The organism is Telluria sp. ZT3P26 (assembly GCF_059686035.1).
In genome coordinates this window covers 438,957-460,799 of sequence record NZ_JCASII010000003.1, presented here as the reverse complement: position 1 = coordinate 460,799, position 21,843 = coordinate 438,957, and the positions used below count along the sequence as shown (strand labels likewise).

At 64.8% G+C, this 21,843-nt stretch carries 19 protein-coding genes; 10 read left to right on the top strand and 9 right to left on the bottom strand.

Going from position 1 to position 21,843, the window contains the following annotated elements; translation table 11 throughout:
• Positions 1 to 2 precede the first annotated feature (2 nt).
• From AC56LN_RS12785 to AC56LN_RS12775, 3 genes are all read left to right on the top strand, one after another.
• The gene (locus AC56LN_RS12785) at positions 3 to 1,589 is read left to right on the top strand and encodes an aldehyde dehydrogenase (NADP(+)) (protein WP_499572175.1); all 1,587 of its coding nucleotides are present in this window, start codon (positions 3 to 5) and stop codon (positions 1,587 to 1,589) included.
• Positions 1,590 to 1,661: 72 nt separating this feature from the next.
• The gene (locus tag AC56LN_RS12780; protein WP_499572173.1) at positions 1,662 to 3,050 is read left to right on the top strand and encodes an MFS transporter; all 1,389 of its coding nucleotides are present in this window, start codon (positions 1,662 to 1,664) and stop codon (positions 3,048 to 3,050) included.
• A gap of 3 nt (positions 3,051 to 3,053) precedes the next feature.
• Positions 3,054 to 3,950 (top strand): SMP-30/gluconolactonase/LRE family protein, encoded by an 897-nt coding sequence (locus AC56LN_RS12775; protein WP_499572171.1) that lies wholly within the window; start codon positions 3,054 to 3,056, stop codon positions 3,948 to 3,950.
• Between the two features lie 111 nt (positions 3,951 to 4,061).
• On the opposite strand, the gene AC56LN_RS12770 is transcribed toward AC56LN_RS12775, so the two are convergent.
• The 8 genes from AC56LN_RS12770 to AC56LN_RS12735 form a co-directional block, all read right to left on the bottom strand.
• Positions 4,062 to 5,240 (bottom strand): acyl-CoA dehydrogenase, encoded by a 1,179-nt coding sequence (locus AC56LN_RS12770; protein ID WP_499572169.1) that lies wholly within the window; start codon positions 5,238 to 5,240, stop codon positions 4,062 to 4,064.
• A 26-nt stretch (positions 5,241 to 5,266) separates the two neighbouring features.
• Complete coding sequence (locus AC56LN_RS12765) at positions 5,267 to 6,931, bottom strand: electron transfer flavoprotein-ubiquinone oxidoreductase (protein ID WP_499572167.1); 1,665 nt, start codon at positions 6,929 to 6,931, stop codon at positions 5,267 to 5,269.
• A complete protein-coding gene (locus AC56LN_RS12760) occupies positions 6,928 to 7,647 on the bottom strand; it encodes an ABC transporter ATP-binding protein (protein WP_499572166.1) in 720 nt (239 codons plus the stop codon). The genes AC56LN_RS12765 and AC56LN_RS12760 overlap by 4 nt, the downstream gene beginning before the upstream one ends.
• On the bottom strand, positions 7,640 to 8,359 hold the full coding sequence (locus AC56LN_RS12755) for an ABC transporter ATP-binding protein (RefSeq protein ID WP_499572164.1): 720 nt from the start codon (positions 8,357 to 8,359) through the stop codon (positions 7,640 to 7,642). The genes AC56LN_RS12760 and AC56LN_RS12755 overlap by 8 nt, the downstream gene beginning before the upstream one ends.
• Positions 8,346 to 9,299, bottom strand: a complete 954-nt coding sequence (locus tag AC56LN_RS12750; protein ID WP_482898901.1) for a branched-chain amino acid ABC transporter permease — start codon at positions 9,297 to 9,299, stop codon at positions 8,346 to 8,348. The genes AC56LN_RS12755 and AC56LN_RS12750 overlap by 14 nt, the downstream gene beginning before the upstream one ends.
• Entirely contained in the window at positions 9,296 to 10,168 is an 873-nt protein-coding gene (locus AC56LN_RS12745; protein WP_482898900.1) for a branched-chain amino acid ABC transporter permease, read from the bottom strand. Before AC56LN_RS12745 ends, AC56LN_RS12750 begins: the two co-directional genes overlap by 4 nt.
• 68 nt (positions 10,169 to 10,236) lie before the next feature.
• Entirely contained in the window at positions 10,237 to 11,406 is a 1,170-nt protein-coding gene (locus AC56LN_RS12740) for an ABC transporter substrate-binding protein (protein ID WP_499572163.1), read from the bottom strand.
• Positions 11,407 to 11,514: 108 nt separating this feature from the next.
• Positions 11,515 to 12,399 carry an IclR family transcriptional regulator gene (locus tag AC56LN_RS12735; protein WP_499572161.1) on the bottom strand — a complete coding sequence of 295 codons (885 nt, stop codon included), beginning with the start codon at positions 12,397 to 12,399 and terminating at the stop codon, positions 11,515 to 11,517.
• A 312-nt stretch (positions 12,400 to 12,711) separates the two neighbouring features.
• Here AC56LN_RS12735 and AC56LN_RS12730 point away from each other — a divergent pair, with 312 nt between their 5' ends.
• From AC56LN_RS12730 to AC56LN_RS12700, 7 genes are all read left to right on the top strand, one after another.
• Positions 12,712 to 14,829 carry a 3-hydroxyacyl-CoA dehydrogenase NAD-binding domain-containing protein gene (locus AC56LN_RS12730; protein ID WP_499572159.1) on the top strand — a complete coding sequence of 706 codons (2,118 nt, stop codon included), beginning with the start codon at positions 12,712 to 12,714 and terminating at the stop codon, positions 14,827 to 14,829.
• Between the two features lie 34 nt (positions 14,830 to 14,863).
• Positions 14,864 to 16,045, top strand: coding sequence for an acetyl-CoA C-acyltransferase (locus tag AC56LN_RS12725; protein WP_499572157.1), 1,182 nt, complete (start codon positions 14,864 to 14,866; stop codon positions 16,043 to 16,045).
• A 9-nt stretch (positions 16,046 to 16,054) separates the two neighbouring features.
• A complete protein-coding gene (locus tag AC56LN_RS12720) occupies positions 16,055 to 17,263 on the top strand; it encodes an acyl-CoA dehydrogenase family protein (RefSeq protein WP_499572155.1) in 1,209 nt (402 codons plus the stop codon).
• 11 nt (positions 17,264 to 17,274) lie between these two features.
• The gene (locus AC56LN_RS12715) at positions 17,275 to 18,429 is read left to right on the top strand and encodes an acyl-CoA dehydrogenase family protein (RefSeq protein ID WP_499572153.1); all 1,155 of its coding nucleotides are present in this window, start codon (positions 17,275 to 17,277) and stop codon (positions 18,427 to 18,429) included.
• Positions 18,426 to 19,247 carry an oxepin-CoA hydrolase, alternative type gene (locus AC56LN_RS12710; protein ID WP_499572151.1) on the top strand — a complete coding sequence of 274 codons (822 nt, stop codon included), beginning with the start codon at positions 18,426 to 18,428 and terminating at the stop codon, positions 19,245 to 19,247. Before AC56LN_RS12715 ends, AC56LN_RS12710 begins: the two co-directional genes overlap by 4 nt.
• 42 nt (positions 19,248 to 19,289) lie before the next feature.
• Positions 19,290 to 20,498: a CaiB/BaiF CoA transferase family protein gene (locus AC56LN_RS12705; RefSeq protein ID WP_499572149.1), complete on the top strand. Its 1,209-nt coding sequence runs from the start codon at positions 19,290 to 19,292 to the stop codon at positions 20,496 to 20,498.
• A gap of 97 nt (positions 20,499 to 20,595) precedes the next feature.
• Positions 20,596 to 21,408, top strand: coding sequence for an IclR family transcriptional regulator (locus AC56LN_RS12700; RefSeq protein ID WP_499572147.1), 813 nt, complete (start codon positions 20,596 to 20,598; stop codon positions 21,406 to 21,408).
• On the opposite strand, the gene AC56LN_RS12695 is transcribed toward AC56LN_RS12700, so the two are convergent.
• On the bottom strand, positions 21,409 to 21,807 hold the full coding sequence (locus AC56LN_RS12695; protein ID WP_499572145.1) for a PaaI family thioesterase: 399 nt from the start codon (positions 21,805 to 21,807) through the stop codon (positions 21,409 to 21,411). It lies immediately after the preceding gene.
• Positions 21,808 to 21,843 lie beyond the last annotated feature (36 nt).

Below are 21,843 nucleotides of genomic sequence, written 5' to 3'. Positions count from 1 at the left end.
TCATGGCGATTCTCGGTGAAATGATCATTGGCGCGCACAGCGTGCGCGGCGCAGGTAAAGAGGTATTCGGCTTCAACCCTGCCACGCGTGAAGACCTGCAGCCCGGCTTCGGCCAGGCCACGGGGGACGACGTCGAGCGCGCCTGCGCACTGGCCAGCGAAGCGTTCGACCCGTATCGCGCACTGCCGCTCGAGCAGCGCGCCGCGTTCCTCGAACTGGTGGCCGAAGAAATTCTGGCGATCGGCCCCGAGCTGATCGAACGCGCCCAGCTGGAAACCGGCCTGCCGCAGGCGCGCCTGGAAGGTGAGCGCATGCGCACCGTGACCCAGCTGCGCCTGTTTGCCAAGGTCGTGCGTGACGGCTATTTCATGGATGCGACCATCGACAGCGCCTTGCCGGAACGCGCGCCGCCGCGGCCTGACCTGCGTCTGCGCAAGATCGGCCTCGGTCCGGTCGTCGTGTTTGGCGCCAGTAACTTCCCGCTCGCGTTCTCGGTTGCTGGCGGCGATACGGCATCGGCCCTGGCGGCTGGTTGCCCGGTCGTGGTCAAGGCGCACGGCGCCCACCCCGGCACATCGGAGCTGGTCGGGCGCGCCGTGCAGCGCGCCGTCAAGGCAAGCGGCCTGCCGGAAGGCGTGTTCTCGATGCTGTTCGGCGACGGCCGCACGGTCGGCCAGCAACTGGTCTCGCATCCGGCCATCAAGGCCGTGGGCTTTACCGGTTCGCGCCAGGGTGGCCTGGCGCTGCTGCGCACGGCTGCTGCGCGCGCCGAACCGATTCCCGTGTACGCCGAGATGAGCAGCGTGAATCCCGTGTTCCTGCTGCCGGCGGCAGTGCAGGCCGGTGGCGCCGCACTGGCGCAGGGCTTCGTCGATTCGCTGACGCTGGGCGTCGGCCAGTTCTGCACGAACCCGGGCCTGGTGTTTGCCCTGGCCGGCGCCGAGCTGGATGCCTTCGTCGCCGCAAGCGCGCAGGCACTGGGCGCGAAGGGCGCCGGCACGATGCTCACCGCCGGTATCCACGACGCCTACACGAAGGGCGTGACCGCGTTCGACGCCGTCGACGGCCTGCAACTGGTCGCACAAGGCACGACCGAAGGCAACGGCTGCGCTGCGCAGGCTGCGCTGTACGTGTGCGACGCTGCCACCTACATGGGCAACCCGGCGCTGGAAGATGAAGTGTTCGGCCCGTGCGCGGTGCTGGTACGCTTCACCGACGCGGCCCAGATGCTCCAGGCAGCCGAACACCTGCACGGTCAACTGACCGTCACGGTCCATGCGCGCGACGGTGACCTCGACCTGGCCGCCAGGCTGCTGCCGATCGTCGAACGCAAGGCGGGCCGGGTGCTGTTCAACGGCTTCCCGACCGGCGTCGAAGTGGCGCACGCGATGGTGCACGGCGGCCCGTTCCCGGCCACCAGCGACAGCCGCACGACGTCGGTTGGCGCCAGCGCGATCGACCGCTTCCTGCGGCCGGTCTGCTACCAGAACGTGCCGGGCAGCCTGCTGCCGGAGGCGCTGCGTGACGACAATCCGCTGGGCCTTTCGCGCCTGCAGGATGGCACGTTGCAAGTGGGCGGGGTGAAGTAACACACGACGCCTGAAGCAGTACCAGCCGGAGGAGACGCCGGCTGTCACCCAACTTGAAAAGAACTGATCATCATGAATCAGCAAGTCATCGACGTAACACCGGCGCAATCGGTGGTGGGCAGGTATCGCTGGACGATCTGCGCGCTGCTGTTCTTTGCCACCACCATCAATTACCTGGACCGCCAGGTCCTCAGCCTGCTCGCACCGGTACTCACCGAGCAGTTCAACTGGTCGAACACCGACTACGCCAATATCACGGCGACCTTCCAGTTCGTCTACGCGATCTCGATGCTGTTTGCCGGCCGCGTGATCGACCGCATGGGCACCAAGCGCGCCTACGTGCTGGCCATCGTGATCTGGTCGCTGGGCGCGATCGGCCACGCGTACGCAATCGGCATCGGCGAAGCAGTCAACACGGTCTTTACCAGCATCGGCCTGGCCGTGGTGCCCGTATCGGTGGCCGGCTTCATGATCGGCCGCGCGGTGCTGGCCATCGGTGAAGCCGGTAACTTCCCGGCCGCGATCAAGGCGACTGCCGAATACTTCCCGAAACGCGAGCGCTCGTTCGCCACGGGCATCTTCAATTCGGGCGCCAATGTCGGCGCGATCCTGGCGCCACTGACCGTGCCGCTGATCGCTGCACACTGGGGCTGGCAGGCGGCCTTCATCGTCATCGGCGGCATCGGCTTTTTGTGGATGGGTCTGTGGATCTGGCTGTACGATGCGCCGGAACAGCAGCCGCGCCTGAAGGCGGCCGAACTGGCGTACATCAACAGCGACGCCGGTGTCACGGTGGCGCCCACCGGCACGCCGGTCAAAGGCTCGTGGTTCAAGCTGCTCGGCTACCGCCAGACCTGGGCCTTCGCCTTCGGCAAATTCATGACCGACGGGGTCTGGTGGTTCTTCCTGTTCTGGCTCCCCAAATACATGTCGGCGCAATACGGTATGTCGGCCACCGACATGATCATCCCGCTCGCGGTGTTGTACAGCATGACGATGGTGGGGAGTATTGGCGGCGGCTGGCTGCCGACCTGGTTCCTGAACCGGGGCGCCGACATCTATCATGGCCGCATGAAGGCCATGCTCGTCATCGCCCTGTGCCCGCTGGTCGTGCTGCTGGCGCAACCGCTCGGCTACCTGGGCTTCTGGGTTCCCGTGATCCTGATCGGCATCGGCGCCTCGGCGCACCAGGCCTGGTCGGCGAACCTGTTCACCACGGTGTCGGACATGTTCCCGAAACACAGCGTCGGTTCGGTGGTCGGCATTGGCGGCATGGCCGGTGGCCTGGGCGGCGTGCTGCTCACCAAGCTCGGTGGCTGGCTGTTTGACCATTACGGCGCGCTGGGTCAGCTGCAGACCGGGTATATGATCATGTTCTCGATCTGCGCCGTGGCCTACCTGGTGGCGTGGACGGTCATGAAAATGCTGGTGCCGCAGCACCGTGAGATCAAGGGGTTGTAATCGATGGTTGCTGACGTTGAACGCATCGCGGGCGTGCACTGCGCCACCGGTGAAAGCCCGTTGTGGCACGCGGGTCAGGCTGCCTGGTACTGGGTCGACATCCCTGCGCGCCGCATCTGGCGCAGGGATCACGCCAGCGGCGTGCTCCAGCACTGGACGGCGCCCGAGATGGTGGCCTGCATCGCCGCGAGCAGCGACGGCAGCCTGATTGCGGGGATGGAAACAGGCGTGTTTCGCCTGGCGCTGGGAGCCGATGGCGCGCTCGACGCATCCCGGCTGGCTGCGCCGGCGGCGGCCGAACTGGGCGAGGGCATGCGTTTCAACGACGGGCGCTGCGACCGGCAGGGCCGGTTCTGGAGCGGCACCATGTTCATGGACATGGGGGCCGCGCGGCCCGTCGGCGGGCTGTATCGCTACAGCGCCGCCGGGGGGCTGCATGGGCCGGTCGTGCGCAACCTGCTGACGCAGAATGGCCTGGCCTGGTCGCCCGATGGGCGCACGATGTACCTGTCGGATTCGCATCCGCAGCGGCGCCTCGTGTGGGCCTACGATTACGATATCGATGCCGGGCTGCCGCACAATGAACGTGTGTTTCTGGACCTGACCGGGCAACCGGGTCGGCCGGACGGCGCGGCAGTCGATGCCGATGGTTGTTACTGGAGCTGTGCCAACGATGGTGGCGTGGTGCAGCGCTTCACGCCCGAAGGCAAGCTGGATCGGGAAATCGTGCTGCCGATGGCCAAGCCGTCGATGTGCGCGTTTGGCGGGCCTGATCTTGATCTGCTGCTCGTGACGTCGATCGATCCGGCGGGGGCGGCCAATGCCGACGGCGACGCCGGGTCAGTCGTCATCCTGCGGCCGGGTGTAAAAGGGATCGCTGAGACACCGTTCGCCGTTTAGCCACAGTAGGGTGGACGGCTATGCCGTCCACGCGTCCAGATGCATTCGATGATCGTTGAACGCGTGGACGGGGTACCCGTCCACCCTACGGTGACGCAATGCTCGCGACGGTCAGAACGCCGCAATGCCGGTCTGTGCGCGGCCAAGGATCAGCGCATGAATGTCATGCGTGCCCTCATAGGTATTCACTACCTCCAGATTGACCATGTGCCGGATGATGCCAAATTCATCCGAAATGCCATTCCCACCCAGCATATCGCGCGCCACGCGGGCGATGTCGAGCGACTTGCCGCACGAGTTGCGCTTCATGATCGACGTGATTTCCGGTGCTGCCGTGCCTTCGTCCTTCATGCGGCCCAGGCGCAGGCAGCCCTGCAGGCCGAGCGTGATTTCGGTCTGCATGTCGGCCAGCTTCTTTTGCACCAGCTGGTTCGCCGCTAGTGGCTTGCCGAACTGCTGGCGGTCCATCGTGTACTGGCGCGCCGTATGCCAGCAGTCTTCCGCCGCGCCCAGCGCGCCCCAGGCGATGCCGTAGCGGGCCGAGTTCAGGCAGGTGAACGGACCCTTCAGGCCGCGCACGTCGGGGAACGCGTTTTCTTCCGGGCAGAACACATTGTCCATGACGATTTCGCCGGTGACCGATGCGCGCAGGCCGAACTTGCCGTGGATCGCCGGGGCCGACAAACCCTTCCAGCCTTTTTCCAGCACGAAGCCGCGGATCGCGCCTTCGTCATCCTTCGCCCAGACAACGAACACGTCGGCCACAGGCGAGTTGGTGATCCACATCTTGGCGCCGGACAGGCTGTAGCCGCCCTCGACCTTGCGGGCGCGGGAAATCATCGAACCGGGATCCGAGCCGTGGTTCGGCTCGGTCAAGCCGAAGCAGCCGATCCATTCGCCGGTGGCCAATTTGGGCAGGTATTTCTGTTTGGTCGTTTCATTGCCGAATTCGAAGATCGGCACCATGACGAGCGACGACTGCACGCTCATCATCGAGCGGTAGCCCGAATCGACACGCTCGACTTCACGCGCGATCAGGCCGTAGGCGACGTAGTTCAGCGCCGGGCCACCGTATTGTTCGGGAATCGTCGGGCCGAGCAGGCCCAGTTCGCCCATCTCGCGGAAGATCGAGACATCCATCGACTCGTTACGGAATGCTTCGAGCACGCGCGGGCGCAGCTTGTCCTGGCAATAGGCAGCGCTGGCGTCGCGCACCATGCGCTCTTCGTCCGTCAGCTGGCTGTTGATCAGCAGTGGGTCATCCCAGTGGAAAGTGGCTTTGGTTGTCATGATGGTCTCGTTGTCTAAAATGGTCGTTACATATTCGGATAATTGGGGCCGCCGCCGCCTTCGGGCGTCACCCAGACGATGTTCTGGGTCGGGTCCTTGATGTCGCAGGTCTTGCAGTGCACGCAGTTCTGGGCATTGATCTGCAGGCGATCGCCGCCGTCTTCGCGCTTGACGTATTCGTACACCCCGGCCGGACAATAGCGCTGCTCGGGCCCGGCATATCTGGCCAGGTTCACTTCCACCGGCACGCTCGGGTCCTTCAGCGTCAGGTGAATCGGCTCGTCTTCGCGGTGGTTGGTGTTCGAGATGAACACCGACGACAGCTTGTCGAAGGTCAGCTTGCCATCCGGCTTCGGATAGACGATCGGCTTGAATTGCGCCGCTGGCTTCAGGCATTCGTGGTCGGCGTGCTTGTGGTGCAGCGTCCACGGCGCCTTGCCGCGGAAGACGATCTGGTCGATGCCCGTCATGATCGTGCCCAGTACCAGGCCCTTGCTCATCCACGGCTTGAAGTTGCGCGCGACGTGCAGCTCTTCGTGCAGCCACGATTGTTCGAACGCCGCCGGGAAACTGGACAGCTCGTCACTCGTGCGGCCTTCGCCCAGCGCGGCAAACGCCGCCTCGGCCGCCAGCATGCCGGTCTTGATCGCGGCGTGGCTGCCCTTGATGCGGCTGGTGTTCAGGAAGCCCGCATCGCAGCCGATCAGCGCGCCGCCCGGGAATACGGTCTTTGGCAAGGATTGCAGGCCGCCGGCCGTGATCGAACGCGCGCCATACGAAATGCGCTTGCCGCCTTCGAAGAAGCCACGGATCGCCGGGTGCGTTTTATAGCGCTGGAATTCTTCATACGGCGACAGATACGGATTCTGGTACGACAGCCCGACCACATAGCCGACTGCGACCTGGTTGTTTTCCAGGTGGTACAGGAACGAGCCGCCGTACGTATCGTTCGGCAGCGGCCAGCCGGCCGTGTGGATCACGAGGCCCGGCTGGTGCTTGGCCGGATCAATTTCCCACAGTTCCTTGATGCCGATACCATAGGTCTGCGGATCCTTGCCCTTGTTCAGCTCGTACCTGGTCATCAACTGGCGGCCAAGATGACCGCGTGAACCTTCGGCGAAGAACGTGTACTTGGCATGCAGTTCCATGCCGAGCTGGAATTCCGGACCCGGCTCGCCATCACGTTTCATGCCCATATTGCCGGTCGCCACGCCCTTGACCGAGCCGTCCTCGTTGTACAGGATTTCGGCGGCCGGGAAGCCGGGGAAGATCTCCACGCCCAGCGCTTCGGCCTGCTGGCCCAGCCAGCGCACCACATTGGCCAGCGAGATCACGTAATTGCCGTGATTCGCCAGTGCTGGCGGAATGGCGAACGCGGGCGTGGCGTACGATTTGGTCTCACTCAGGAACAACACACGGTCTTCGGTGACGGCCGTATTGAGCGGCGCGCCTTTTTCTTTCCAGTCGGGGATCAGCTCGTTGATCGCGCGCGGATCCATCACCGCGCCGGACAGGATATGTGCGCCCAGCTCGCCGCCTTTTTCAAGGACGCAGACCGTGACTTCCTGACCTTTCTCAGCAGCCAGCTGTTTCAGACGGATCGCCGCCGACAGACCGGCCGGGCCGCCGCCAACGACCACGACATCGTATTCCGTCGCTTCGCGCGGGCCGTATTGTTCGATCAGATTCATGCCGTGGCCCCGGTCTCGCGCGCAAAATACAGCCCGTGCAGATGCTCGAGGCTCACTTCGCTCGCTGCCTGCGACAGCACCACTTTACCGCTTTGCATCAGGTAGACGTGGTCGGCCACACCCACCGCGCGGTGCGTGTTCTGCTCGACCAGGATCATCGTGCGGCCATCGTCCTTGAGGCGCTTCAGAATCGCGAACAGTTCATTGACCATCACCGGCGCCAGGCCCAGCGACGGCTCATCGATGATCAGCACCTTCGGATCGCTCATCAGGCCGCGCGCCATGGCCAGCATCTGCGCCTCGCCGCCCGACAGCGAACCGGCCATCTGGCGGCGCCGCTCGCGCAGGCGGGGGAACATCTCGAACGAGCGCTCCAGGTTGCGCGCAGCGTTTGCGCGGTGCTGCGGCGCAAAGGCGCCCATCATCAGGTTTTCCTCGACCGTCATGTCGCGAAATACCATGCGGCCTTCGGGAATCATGGCCATCGAGACCTTGTGCATGTCCCAGGTCGGGGTGCCGTTGAGCGGCTTGCCGTCGAGCGTGATCGTGCCTTGCGACACCGGGATCAGCCCCATCATGGCGCGCAGCAGCGTGGTCTTGCCGGCGCCGTTCTGGCCGATGATCGTGGTCAGCTTGCCCGGTGCGATGCTGAGCGACAAATCCCACAACACATTGATCGCGCCATAACCGGCACGGACGTTCTGGATTTCAAGCATGGTCGACCTCGCCTCCGGTATAGCTCTTGATGACGGCCGGGTTGTTGAAGACCTCGGTCGGCGTGCCTTCAGCGATCATGCCGCCGAAGTTCAGCACCGCCACCCGCTGGCACAGATTGCTGATGGTTTCGATGTCATGCTCGATGATCAGGATGCCGACCGAGAACTTGGCGTGCAGGTCCTTGAGCATGTTCATGAAGTTGCGCTTGCCGCTCGTTTCCAGACCCGCCAGCACTTCGTCGAGCAGCAGCAGTTTCGGGTTGGTCGAGAGGGCCTTGGCCACTTCGAGCGCCTTCAGTTCGGTCAGCGCCAGGCCGCTCGATGCGTCGCGCCCGGCCTTGGCGGCCAGGTTGGTGAAGTCCAGGATCTCGTCGATGCGGCGCTGGTCGACCGAGCCGGTGCCAAAGCGCTGCGCGACTTCCAGATTCTGGCGCACCGTCAGCTCGTGCATCGGCTGCGGGATCTGGAAGGTACGCCCGATGCCCATGCGCGCCCGCTGGTACATGGGCGCCTTCAGCACATCCGCGCCATTGAACAGGATGCGGCCCGTGGTCGGGCGCACCAGCCCCGAAATGGCATTGAACAGCGTGGTCTTGCCGGCGCCATTGGCGCCGACCAGGCCCACCAGGTCGCCAGTGCCGACCGCCAGCGTGACATCGTTGACCGCCGTGAGGCCGCCGAAGCGGACGGTGACGTTTTCAAGTTGCAGCATGTTTTTTCCTTAGCGCCCTGCGGATCATGCCCAGCAGGCCATCCGGGCTGGCAATGATCATCACGACCAGCACCACACCAAGAACCAGCTGGTGTCCGGTGGGCATGAAGTTCTTGATGAATAACTGATCGACCAGATACACCACGACGGCGCCGATCAGTGGACCCGCGATGGTGCGGTAGCCGCCGAAGATCGCCGCGACGATCGGGATCGTCACCCACAGCGCGCTGAAGGCGTAATCCGGTTCGAGGAAGTTGATGTAGTGGGCATTGAACGCACCCACGGCGCCGCACATGAAGGCGGACACCAGCAGCATCAGGCCCTTGAGCAGCGTGTTGTTCACGCCCACCACGCGCGTTGCATCCTCGCTGTCGTGCATGGCGCGCAGGGCCAGGCCGTGCGGGCTGCGGCGGATGGCGTCGTAGGCCCAGGCGAACAGCAATACCATCGTCAGGATCACCAGGTAATTGCCGGTACGGCTGCTGAACTCGTAGCCGAACACGGTCGGCAGCGACGGGATGCTGGCGATGCCGCCGGCGCCGTTCGTGACCGACGTCCATTCGGTGGCGACGATGCGGAAGATGTGCGCATACGCCAGGATCGCCAGCGCAAAGTACGGACCGCGCAGGCGCAGCACGGGCAGCATCAGCACCGCCGACAGCACCGCACCGACGCCGCCCAGCACCAGGCCGAGGAAGACCGGCACGTTGTACTGCATCGTCAGCACGGCCGACGTGTAGGCGCCGACGCCAAAGAACGCTGCATGGCCGAAGCTGACCATGCCGCCCAGGTTACCCAGCAGCGCCCACGACAGTGCGATGCCGCCGATGATCAGCGAGGCGATCACCAGGCTCATCACATAGCTGTTGCCGCCCAGCGCGAATGGCACCACGAGATACGTCGCCACCAGCGTGGCGATCAGGAGTTTATTGAGTTTCATCCGCGCCTCCGTGCCACACCGAACAGGCCGTTAGGCATCACGAACAGCACCAGCAGGAACAGGCCCATGCCGGCCAGCTCCTGCAGCGCCGAACTAGCCAGCGTGATTGTCAGCGATTCGGCCACGCCCAGCAGGATTGCGCCGATCAGCACGCCGGGGATCGAGCCGAGGCCCGCCAGCACGGTGATGATGAAGGCTTTCACGGTCAGGACGCTGCCGTAGCCCGGCGTGACGACGCCATAGCTGAACAGGGCGACACCGGCGAAGGCGGCCAGGATGCCGGCCACGATGAACGACACCAGCTCCGTGCGGCCAGGATTGATCCCCATCAGCTTGGCTGCGTCGCGGTTGCTCGACACGGCGCGCACGGCGCGGCCATACCAGCTGCGCGACAACCACCACCACAGCGCCACGATCAGCACGAGGCTCACGCCGAAGAACAGCACTTCGCTGCGCATGCTGTAGAGCTCGCCGACGATGAAGGCTTCCTGCATCCAGGTCGAGCTCGTGGTGCGCACATCGGCGCTCCAGATCATCAGGACCAGGTTGGTGAGAATCACGCCGACGCCGAAGGTCAGCGTCAGTGAATTGATTTCGCGGTGCACCGTCACCCGGCTGACCAGGAAGTACAGCAGGCTCGAGGTGATGGTCACGATGATCACAGCGGCGGGAATCGCGGCCAGCGGATTCCAGCCGAGTTGCGATTCGACCGTGTAGGCGATGTAGGCCGCCAGCAATACCAGTTCACCGTGCGCCAGGTTGATCACGTTCATGGCGCCGAACACGAGCGCCAGTCCCAGTGCAATCAGGGCGTAGGAGCCGCCCTGCAACAACCCGGAATACACGGCTTGTAGAATCAAGTCCGTCATTTCTGCATCCAATCGATTATTCACGCGGGCAGGGGGATCCTGCCCGTCTCGCTCATGTGCTTACAGCCTTACCAGGGCAGGCCCGGGTACACCGGCTTGGCGGTAGCCGATTCTTTCGGCCACACCAGTTCCACCTTCTTGCCCTGGTGCTGGCCCATGCGCTGCGTGAAGTTCGGGTTGTCGCCCCTGGCATCGAACTGCACCCGGCCGATCAGGGTCTGGCGATCGGTCTTGCGCATTTCTTCGATCACGCCGCCTTTTTTCAGCGTGCCCTTGTCGGCGGCGCGTGCAATTGCTTCGAACAGCAGCATCGACTGGACGTAGCCGAACTGGCCCAGGTAATCCGGGTCCTTGTTCAGCAGCGCCTTGTAGCCGTCGGCAAAGCGCTTGCCTTCTTCGGTCGAGAACTGCACCGGGAACGGCAGCACGGCAGTGCCGTACACGTTCGGCATCAGGTCAGGAAAATCGGCCGCCATCTTCGGCGTTGCCAATGACCACACGCCGGCCACGCCCTTGATGCTTGGCTTGAGCACCCGCGCGGCGCGCAGGATGCCGACGTAGTCGTTTTCGTAGCCGACCATGACAATGAATTCGGAGCGGTCGCGCAGTTTCACCTTGTTGATGATCGGCTTGAAGTCGGTGATCAACGGGTCGAACGCGTGCGTGACGACTTTGACGCCCTTGGCGGCCAGCGTTTTCTCGACGTCCGCGGCCAGGCCGTGGGTCGCATCCTTGGTCGAATAGATGATCGACACCGACTTGACGCTCAGGTCGGTGAGCAGGCCGACCAGGGCCTTCTGGTAACCCTGCGTGTTATTGATGCGGAAGAAATTCTTGCGCCCGGCATTGACCAGGCCATCGTCAACGCCGCCCGACGTCACATAGGCCAGGCCCAGTTTGCCGGCAGCGTCCGCGGCAGGCGAGATATTGTTGGACGCGTAGCCGCCCGTGATGGCGACCACGTTCTGGCTGGCCAGCTTTTCGACTGCGGCCACGGCCTTGGCCGGCGCCGATTCGTCGTCGACGGTGATCAGTTTGATCGTGTGCTTGCCGTTGGTCTTGTTGAAGACCTCGGCCGCAACGCGGATACCTTCCTGGGTGCCCAGGCCGACGCGAGCCAGTGGTCCGGTCAGCGGAATCTGCACACCGACCAGAAACTCTTCGGCACTTGCCAGGTTGATGCTGCCGACGGTGCCCAGTGCCAGGATGGCGAGGACGATCTTGTTTGCCTTCATCATGTCTCCGTTATTTTTTAGTGAATGTAGGAATAGTAAAAAACGACGGCAAGCCGGGGGCCTCACCACGCGCAGTGGCGTCGCTCCTTGATTGCCGGTACCACGGCACCGCTAGCCGATATGCCGGCCCATGCTGATTTCCACGTTGCGCACCAGTTGCACCAGGCGCGGACCAAGGTCCTCGACCAGTTTTTCGTAGGGCAGCAAAAACGCCGGGCCGCCGCAGTTGAATGCCATCGTCCGGGCGATGTCCGGGTCGAGCAGCGGCACGCCCACTGCGCTGATGTTGGCGTCCCACAGCCCCGAGGACAGGACGAAGCCGCGGTCCTGGTAATCCTTGAAGCCCTGTTCGATGTCGGTCTTGATCTTTGGCCAGTTGGTGTCGGCCGTCAGGCGGATATGGTCCATCAGGAAGTCACGGTCGGTTTGCGGCAGGCCGCACAGGTAGGCCTTGCCCATAGCGGTGGTGGCAAGCGGGATGCGCGAACCGGCATCGCGCCGCAGCGTCACTGCAGCGCTGCCACGGCAGGCTTCGACATACACCATGTGCAGGCGGTCGCGGATCCCGATCGCCACGCTGCACTGGGCGTATTCGGCCAGTTCCTGCATCGCCGGCCGGGCCAGTTTGCGCACGTCGAGGTTGGCGAGCAGGGTGTAGCCGAGCGCCAGCACCGGGGCGCCGAGCTGGTAACGGCCCTGGTCGGCCGAATAGGTCAGGTAGCCGAGTTTGGTCAGCGTGTAGGTCAGGCGTGAAATCGTCGGCTTGGGCATGCCGGTGCGTTTGGCCATCTCGCTGTTGGTGAGATATGCCTCGCCGGGGCGGAAGCAGCGCAGGATTTCCAGGCCTCGCGCCAGGGCCGTGACGAACTGGCGGTCCTTGCCGTTGTCTTCGTCGGCCGCGTCGTCTTGCGGCGCTTGTGGTAACCCTTGCTGCAGCCCTTGCAGGGTGGCGGGTGCCGCCAGCAAAGGATCTTCCAGTGACTGGATCGAGTCCATTCTTGTCTCCTATGCCCGGCATCTCCGGCTGGGCTTGAGTCGGATATTCACATACCGAAAACGGGGGTGTCAACAGTTTTTGTGAAATGGTCGTTCGCAGAGCGAAACACCTGCTACGGGTAATTACGGGAATTCGGTGCATTCCGCACAGCGAATCACTGAATCTTCCGGTTTTTCCCGCAAAAACCGCACCGTGAAGTCGTTTACATTTTCCAGAAAAATCGGTTATCGTTGATCGCAACAAGAAATGCAAAACGCGGTTTCGCACAGCGAACCGACGTAGCATCCAGTATAAAACCAAGGAGACAACTCATGCATACCGGCGCAACTGGTTCGGTCGCTCGTGCCATGCACGGCGACATTCTCGTCGTCACTATCGACAATCCTCCCGTCAATGCGCTTGGCGTCGACGTCCGGCGCGGCCTGGCTGCGGCGATCGACGCCGCCGGGGCTGACGCCGCGGTCAAGGCCGTGCTGATCGTCGGCAGCGGCAAGACCTTCATTGGCGGCGCTGACATCCGCGAGTTCGGCAAGCCGCCAATGGCGCCGTTCCTGCCCGACGTCTGCAACGGTATCGAAGCCTGCAGCAAGCCAGTGGTTGCCGTCATCCACGGCGCTGCACTTGGCGGCGGGCTGGAGATCGCGCTGGCGGCCCACTACCGCCTGGCGCTGCCGGCTGCGAAACTGGGCCTGCCTGAAGTGGCGCTTGGCCTGCTGCCGGGCGCTGGCGGCACCCAGCGCACGCCGCGCCTGATCGGCGCCGCCGCAGCGCTCGACCTGATGCTGAGCGGGCGCCACGTTGGCGCTGCCGAAGCGGCAACACTGGGCCTGGTCGACCGGGTGGTGGATGGCGTCGACCCGCTCGCAGCAGGCCTGGCGTATGCACAGGAGCTGGTGCAGGGCGGGGCGCCGGTGCGGCGCACCCGTGACGCCGCGCAGCTCGCCGATACGGCAGCCCAGCACGCCGCGATCGACAGCGCACGCGCCGAGACAGCAAAAAAATCACGCGGCCTGTTCTCGCCGCTGAAAATCGTGGACGCGGTGCAGGGCGCGCTGGAACTGCCGTTCGACGAAGGTCAGGCGCTCGAGCGCAAGCTGTTCCTCGAATGTCTCGACAGCCCGCAGCGCGCCGGGCTGGTGCATGCCTTCTTCGCCGAGCGCGAAACGGCCAGGGCGCCGGAGACGCGCAGCGCGAAGCCACGCCCGATCAATAGCATTGGCGTCATCGGCGGCGGCACCATGGGTGCCGGCATCGCCGTTGCTGTCCTCGATGCCGGCTTGCCGGTCACGATGATCGAGCGCGACGACGAGGCGCTGGCGCGTGGCCGCAAGCATGTCGACAAGGTGTACGACGGCCTGATCGCCAAGGGCCGCATCACGCAGGACGCCAAAAACGCCACCATGGCGCGCTTGAACGGCAGCACGTCGTACGACGCGCTGGCCCAGGCCGACCTGGTCATCGAAGCGGTGTTCGAAGACATGGCCGTGAAACACGCCGTGTTTGCCGAACTCGATCGCGTCTGCAAACCCGGCGCGGTGCTGGCCACCAATACGTCCTACCTCGACATCGACGACATCGCGGCGGCCATCTCGCGTCCGCAGGACGTGGTCGGCCTGCATTTCTTCTCGCCGGCGAACATCATGAAGCTGCTCGAGATCGTGGTGCCGTCGAAGGTGGCCGACGACGTGGTCGCCACCGCGTTCGACCTGGCAAAGAAGCTGCGCAAGGTGCCGGTGCGCGCCGGCGTGTGCGACGGTTTCATCGGCAACCGCATCCTCGCCGTGTATGGCCAGGCCGCGCACGCGATGATGGAAGACGGTGCCTCGCCCTACCAGATCGACAAGGCGCTGCGCGACTTCGGCTATCCGATGGGCCCGTTCCAGGTCTCCGACCTGGCTGGTGGCGACATCGGCTGGGCCACGCGCAAGCGGCGCGCCGCCACGCGCGATCCGCGCGCGCGCTATGTGCAGATCGCCGACCGCCTGTGCGAACGGGGCTGGTTCGGCCAGAAGACCGGGCGCGGCTACTACCTGTATCCGGACGGCGCCCGTATCGGCACGCCGGACCCGGAAGTCGAGGCCATCATCGATGGGGAACGGGCACGCGCAGGGAAAACACCGCGCAGCTTCAGCGACGCCGAGATCGTGCGCCGCTACCTGGCCGCGATGATCAACGAAGGCGCCAATGTCGTGCACCAGAAGATCGCCCTGCGGCCACTCGATGTGGACGTGACGTTCGTGCACGGTTACGGCTTCCCGCGCTACCGCGGCGGCCCGATGCACTATGCCGACACCGTCGGCCTGCCGACGATCCTGGCCGACATCCGCGAGTTTGCCAGGGAAGATCCGGTGTTCTGGCAGCCGTCGCCGCTGCTGGTCGAGCTGGTCGACAAGGGCGCCAATTTCGCCAGCCTGAATCAATCCGCGTAGATTTCACCGTCCTCATTCAGTCAGGAGACTCGCCATGCGCGAAGCTGTCATCGTTTCAACCGCCCGCACCCCGCTGACCAAGGCGCACCGCGGCGAATTCAATATCACCCCCGGCGCCCAGCTGGCTGCGTTTGCCGTGCGCGCCGCCGTCGAGCGGGCCGGCATCGATCCGGCCATGATCGAGGATGCGATTCTCGGCTGCGGCTACCCGGAAGGCACGACCGGGCGCAATATCGCGCGCCAGAGCGTGATCCGCGCCGGCCTGCCGATCACCATTGCCGGCACCACCGTCAACCGCTTCTGCGCCTCGGGCCTGCAGGCGATCGCCATCGGCGCCGGCCGCATCATCGTCGACGGCGCGCCGGCCATCATCGCCGGCGGCGTGGAAAGCATCTCGCACATCCGCAGCCGCGACAGCGGCGACAGCGGGATCGACCCGTGGATCCTGGAACACAAGCCGGACCTGTATCTGCCGATGATCGACACTGCCGACATCGTTGCCGCGCGCTACAACATCAGCCGCGAAGCGCAGGACCGCTTCTCGTTCGAATCCCAGCGCAAGACCGAGGCGGCGCAGCTGGCCGGCCGCTACAGCGAAGAAATCGTGGCCTGCACGACTACCATGGCCGTCATCGACAAGGAAACGAAGGAAGTCAGCCAGCGTGAAGTCACGATCGCCGAAGACACCTGCAACCGGCGCGGCACCACCTATGAAGGCCTGGCCAAGCTGGCGCCGGTCATGGGCGACGGCAAATTCGTCACTGCCGGCAATGCGTCGCAGCTGTCCGATGGTGCGTCGGCCTGCGTGATGATGGAAGCCAAAGAAGCCGAGCGCCTCGGCTTGACGCCGCTCGGCGCCTTCCGTGGGATGGCGGTGGCCGGCTGCGAGCCGGATGAAATGGGCATCGGCCCCGTGTTCGCGGTACCCAAACTCTTGAAGCGCTTCGGCCTGACGGTGGACGACATCGACCTGTGGGAACTGAATGAAGCGTTTGCCTCGCAGGCGATCTACTGCCAGCAGCAACTCGGCATCCCCGACGAGCGCCTGAACGTCGACGGTGGCGCGATTTCCATCGGCCATCCGTTCGGGATGACGGGCGCGCGCCTGGCCGGTCACATTCTGATCGAAGGCCGGCGCCGCGGCGCGAAGTACGCCGTGGTCACGATGTGCATCGCTGGCGGCATGGGCGCTGCGGGCCTGTTCGAGATTTTCTAAAGGATCATCATGGATTTACATTTCACCCCTGAGCAAGAGCGCTTTCGCGACGAGGTACGGGCATTCCTGGCCGAGAAGCTGCCGCAGGACCTCTCAAGCAAGGTCGCCAATGGCAAGCACCTGTCGAAGGCCGACATGGAGCGCTGGCACGCGATCCTGAATGAGCGCGGCTGGCTGGCAAATCACTGGCCGGAAGCATACGGCGGCCCGGGCTGGGACGCCATCGAAAAATTCATCTTCGAGACCGAGTGCGCGCTGGCCAATACGCCGCGCATCGTGCCGTTCGGCGTGAACATGCTGGGCCCGGTCCTGATCAAGTACGGCAACCAGGCGCAGAAGGATTACTGGCTGCCGCGCATCCTGGATGGCTCGGACTGGTGGTGCCAGGGGTATTCGGAGCCGGGCGCCGGCTCTGACCTCGCGGCGGTCAAGTGCAGCGCCGTGCGCGGTGTGGACGCGGACGGCGAGCATTACATCGTCAATGGCCAGAAGACCTGGACCACGCTTGGCCAGCACGCCAACATGATCTTCTGCCTGGTGCGCACCGATGCGGGCGCCAAGAAGCAGGAGGGCATCAGCTTCCTGCTGATCGACATGCAGTCACCGGGCGTCGATGTGCGCCCGATCACGCTGCTCGATGGCGAGCGCGAAGTCAACGAAGTGTTCTTCACCGATGTGCGGGTGCCGGCGCAGAACCTGGTCGGCGAAGAGCATCGCGGCTGGACCTGCGCCAAATATCTGCTCACCTACGAGCGCACGAACATCGCCGGTGTCGGCTTCTCGATGGCGGCGCTGGCGCGCCTGAAGCGCATCGCGCAGGAGCAGACGCGCGGCGGCAAGCCGCTGGCCGATGATCCGGGCTTTGCGCGCCGCCTGGCGCTTGTCGAGATCGACCTCGAAAACATGAAGACCACCAATCTGCGCGTGATCGCGGCGGTGGCCGGCGGGGGCGCGCCGGGTGCGGAGAGCTCGATGCTCAAGATTCGCGGCACCGAGATCCGCCAGGAGATCAATGCGCTGACGCGGCGTGCGATGGGCGTGTATGCGCGCCCGTTCACGCAGGACATGCTCGATGCGGCCCATGACGGCCCGGACTTCGGGCCCGACTTCGCAGCGGCCGCCTCGGCGCAATACTTCAATAACCGCAAGCTGTCGATCTTCGGCGGCTCCAACGAGATCCAGAAAAACATCATCTCCAAGATGATCCTCGGACTGTAAGGGCAAGCGACATGAACTTCGAACATACAGAAGAACGGCGCATGCTGGCCAATAGCCTGAACCGCTTCATCGCCCAGCAATATCACATCGACGCGCGGCACAGGATCGCCGCCTCGCCAGAAGGCTTTTCCAACGCCATGTGGCAGCAGTTCGCCGAACTGGGTGTGGTGGGCATGCTGCTGCGCGAAGAAGACGGCGGCTTTGGCGGGGCCGGTTTTGACATCGCGGTGGTGTTCGAGGCGCTGGGCCGTGGCCTGGTGCTCGAGCCGCTGCTGGGCAGCGCCGTGCTGGCGGCCGAGGCCATTGCGGCAGCCGGCAGCGCCGCGCAGAAAGAAGTGTTGGCCAGCATCGCCGATGCATCCGTGATCGCCGCGTTTGCCCATGACGAACCGGGTGCGCATTATGAACTGGCGCGGGTTGCGACCACTGCACGCCGCGATGACGATGGCTGGGTGATCGACGGCGCCAAGGCCGTGGTGGCCAACGCCGACCACGCGCAGTGGATCGTCGTGTCGGCGCGCACGTCGGGCGCGGTCGATGACGAAGCTGGCATCTCGCTGTTCCTGGTCCCTGGCGATGCAGCCGGCCTGTCGATGGTGGGCTCGCCGACAATGGACGGTGGCCGCGTGGCCGAGCTGACCTTCAGCGGCGTTCGGGTCGGTGCCGACGCGCTGCTTGGTGAACCAGGGCACGGTTTTGCGGCGCTCGAGCGCGCTGTCGGGCGCGGCGTGCTGGCCCTGTGCGCCGAAGCGCTGGGCGCGATGGAAGCGGCCAAGGAAGCGACCCTCGACTACCTGCGCACGCGCAAGCAGTTCGGCGTCGTGATCGGCAGCTTCCAGGCGCTGCAGCACCGTATGGCCGACCTGCTGCTCGAGATCGAGCAGGCCCGCTCGGCAGTGATCAATGCCGCATCTGCGCTGGATGCCGACCGCATCACGCGTGAGCGCAGCCTGTCGGCCGCCAAGGCCAGCATCGGCCGTATCGGCACGCTGGTCGCGGAAGAATGTATCCAGCTGCACGGCGGGATCGGCATGACGTGGGAGCTGCCGCTGGCGCACTACGCCAAGCGCCTGGTGATGATCGACCATCAGCTGGGCGACGAAGACCACCACCTGGCGCGCTATATCGCCCTTGGGCGCGAGACCAGCGAGGCCACCCCGGCATGAACGCCCCCGGCCTCATGATGCGCACCGACGGCGCGGTGCGCATTCTCGTCAACAGCAACCCGGCGGCGAAGAATGCGATCACGCCGGCACTGTACGACGCGCTGCCGGCCGCGCTCGAACAGGCGGTGCAGGATCCGGCCATCGGCGCCATCGTGCTGGTCGGCGACGGCGACTTCTTCTGCGCCGGTGGCGATTTGCGCCAGCTGGCCACGCGCCGCGCGCTGGCGCCGGACGAACGACGCGCCAAGGTCGAACGCCTGCACGACCTGGTGCGCGCGCTGCGCGCCTGCCCGAAGCCGGTGATTGCCGCGGTCGAGGGCGGGGCGGCCGGCGCTGGCCTGTCGCTGGCGCTGGCCTGCGACATGGTGGTGGCGGCCGAGGATGCGTTCTTTTCGATGGCGTATGTCAAGGTCGGCCTGAGTCCGGATGGCGGCGCGACGGCGTTCCTGGCGCGTTGCATGTCGCGCCAGTTGCTGACCGAGCTCTGCCTGCTGGGCGAGCGCTTGCCGGCCTCGCGCCTCTATGCGCTGGGCGCGGTCAACCGCCTGGCGGCGCCGGGCCAGGCATTGGCCGAGGCGCTGGCACTGGCGGCGCGCGTGGCCGCCGGGCCAGTCAATGCCAACGGGCGGATCAAGGTGCTGTGCGAGAATGCCGGGGCCGCAAGCCTGGCCGGGCAGCTCGACCTGGAAGCCGCGCTGATGGTGCAGTCGAAGGGCGACGACGAAGCGCAGGAAGGCATTGCGGCCTTCTTCGACAAACGCGCGCCCGCGTTCGCGGCGCTGCGCAGCGCCGCAGCCACGGGTCGGCCACGAGAATGACGTTTGCCGGCTCCTTATAAGAAGCCGGGTATCTGGAGTGTTATGTTGACTGACAAATCTGCTTTGCCCCTGTCCGGCGTGCGCGTGCTGGATTTCTCGCGCGTGCTGGCCGGGCCGTGGTGCGCGATGGTGCTGGGCGACCTGGGCGCCGAAGTAATCAAGGTGGAACATCCCGAACGCGGCGACGACACGCGCGACTGGGGCGTGCGCATCGGTACCACCGAAACTGCGTACTTCAATAGCGTCAACCGCAACAAGCGTTCGGTGTGCCTTGACCTGAAAACACCCGAAGGCCAGACCATCGCGCGGGATCTTATCCGCAAGAGCGACATCGTGATCCAGAACTTCAAGTTCGGCGACATCGAGCGGCTCGGCCTGGGTTACGACGCGCTGAAGGACGAGCAGCCCGGCCTGATCTACTGCTCGATCACCGGTTACGACCGCACCGGCCCGGAAGCTGCGCGGCCCGGCTACGACCTGGTGATCCAGGGCGAATCGGGCCTGATGGCCCTCAACGGCGAACCGACCCAGCCGCCCCTGAAATTCGGCGTCGCCGCGGTCGACATGATGACCGGGATGTACGCGGCGCAGGGCGTGCTCGCCGCGCTGTACGAGCGCGAGAAGACGGGCAAGGGCCGCCACGTCGGCATGGCATTGTTCGACTGCGGCCTGATGATCACCGCGTACTACGGCCTGGAAGCGCTGCTGCGCGGGAATGACCCGCCACGTTACGGCAATGCGCATCCATCGATCATGCCGTATGGCGTGTATGAGGCAAAGGATGGTCCACTGGTCGTTGCGGTGGGCAATAACAGCCAGTTCGTGCGCTTTTGCGATGACGTGATCGAACGTCCCGACATTGCACTGGATGAGCGTTTCAAGACCAATCTGGCGCGCACGCAGCATCGGGACGAGCTCATGCCCGAGATCAAGCGCGAACTGGCGCTGCGCACGCGCAGCGATCTACTGGCGTGCATGAGCCGGGTCGGTATTCCGTGCGGCGAGGTCGCGGGACTTCATGAGGCCTTGACGTCGACCCGCGCGCAGCAGGGCGGCCTGGTCAGGCAGATGCCGCACCCCGAAGTTGGCAGCGTGCCGGTGCTTGTCTCGCCTTATCGCTTCGACGGCGAACGCCTGCCGGTGCGGAGCAGCCCGCCATGCCTGGGCGAGGGGACGGACGACGTGCTGCACGAGCTGCTCGGCCTGTCGGCAGAGACGCTGGCGGGCTTACGGGAGCGCGGTGTCGTTTAATAACGTCAATACGCTGCGTGTTGTCAGTCGGTTTTGCATGGCGAAATGAACTGGATTAGAATGGAATTTGACCTCCATTCTTTTTCAGGGTTTTCCCATGCCAGTAAGCGACACCCTTCCTGATGATGTCCACGCACCTGAGGCGGTCGATGCGCCGCGGGGTGCCGAAGAACGCTACTTCATCACGGCACTTGCGCGCGGCCTCGAGGTCCTTGCCTGTTTTCGTTCCGCTGACAAGGGGCTGAGCAATCAGCAGATCGCCGAGCGCTGCGGCTTGCCCAAGTCCACCGTCACCCGTATTACCTACACGCTGACCACGCTCGGCTACCTGGCACAGGAACCCGGCGGGCGTTACCTGCTCGGCAGCGCCACGCTGGGCCTGGGCAGCGCGATGCTGGCCCGGCTCGACATCCGCCAGCTGGCGCGCCCGATGATGCAGGAACTGGCGGAATTTTCCGGTACCACCGTGTCGATCGCGATGCGGGACCGGCTGTCGATGATCTATGTGGAAGTCTGCCGCAGCAGTGCGGCGTTGGCGCTGGCGCTGCAGGTCGGCTCGCGCATGCCGCTGGCGACATCGGCGATCGGCCGCGCCTACCTCGCTCGGGCCGCCGAACATGAACGCAGGGATATCCTGAGCCGGTCGCTGGAGCTGGACGAAACCGCGTTCGAAGCCATGCGCACGGGTCTCGCCAAGGGATTGAGCGACTACGAGACCTATGGCTGCACGACCTCGTTCGGCGACTGGCAGAAGGACGTCAACGGGATCGCGGTCGGCTTCATGCCGATCGGCGGCAGCCAGATCATGTCGATCAATTGCGGCGGTCCCTCGTCCAGCGTGTCGACCGCCTTCCTGCTCGATGAAGTGCGCCCGCGCCTGATGGAGGTCGCCCGGCGCCTAGAGTCGTAATCAGGCTGCGCCCTGGTACCCGGCCGCCAGCTGGTCGGGGTTCAACGCGTTCATCACGGCAAACACACCGCTGGCACGCAGGATGCGACGCGCGCCGATCTGCAGGAAGCAGTTGGCGAACGCCATCCGCTTGCCCATTTTCTGCACCTCGACATGCGCTTCGACCCAGTCGCCGGGCCTGGCCGCGTCGATGAAATCGGTGCTCAGATTCACGGTCACGAATGACTGGCGCCCTTCGCAATACAGCGTCAGGCCGAGACCCAGCGCGGAATCGGCCAGACTGGCCAACATGCCGCCATGCGCGATGCCGCGCATATTGGTGTGCTTGTCCTCGATGCGCATCGCGAACACGATCTCGCCTTCGCCCTGGCGGCAATACAGCTCGCCCAGATTGGCCATATATGGCCCTCCGCGGTTGAGGCGTTCGAAGCCGGG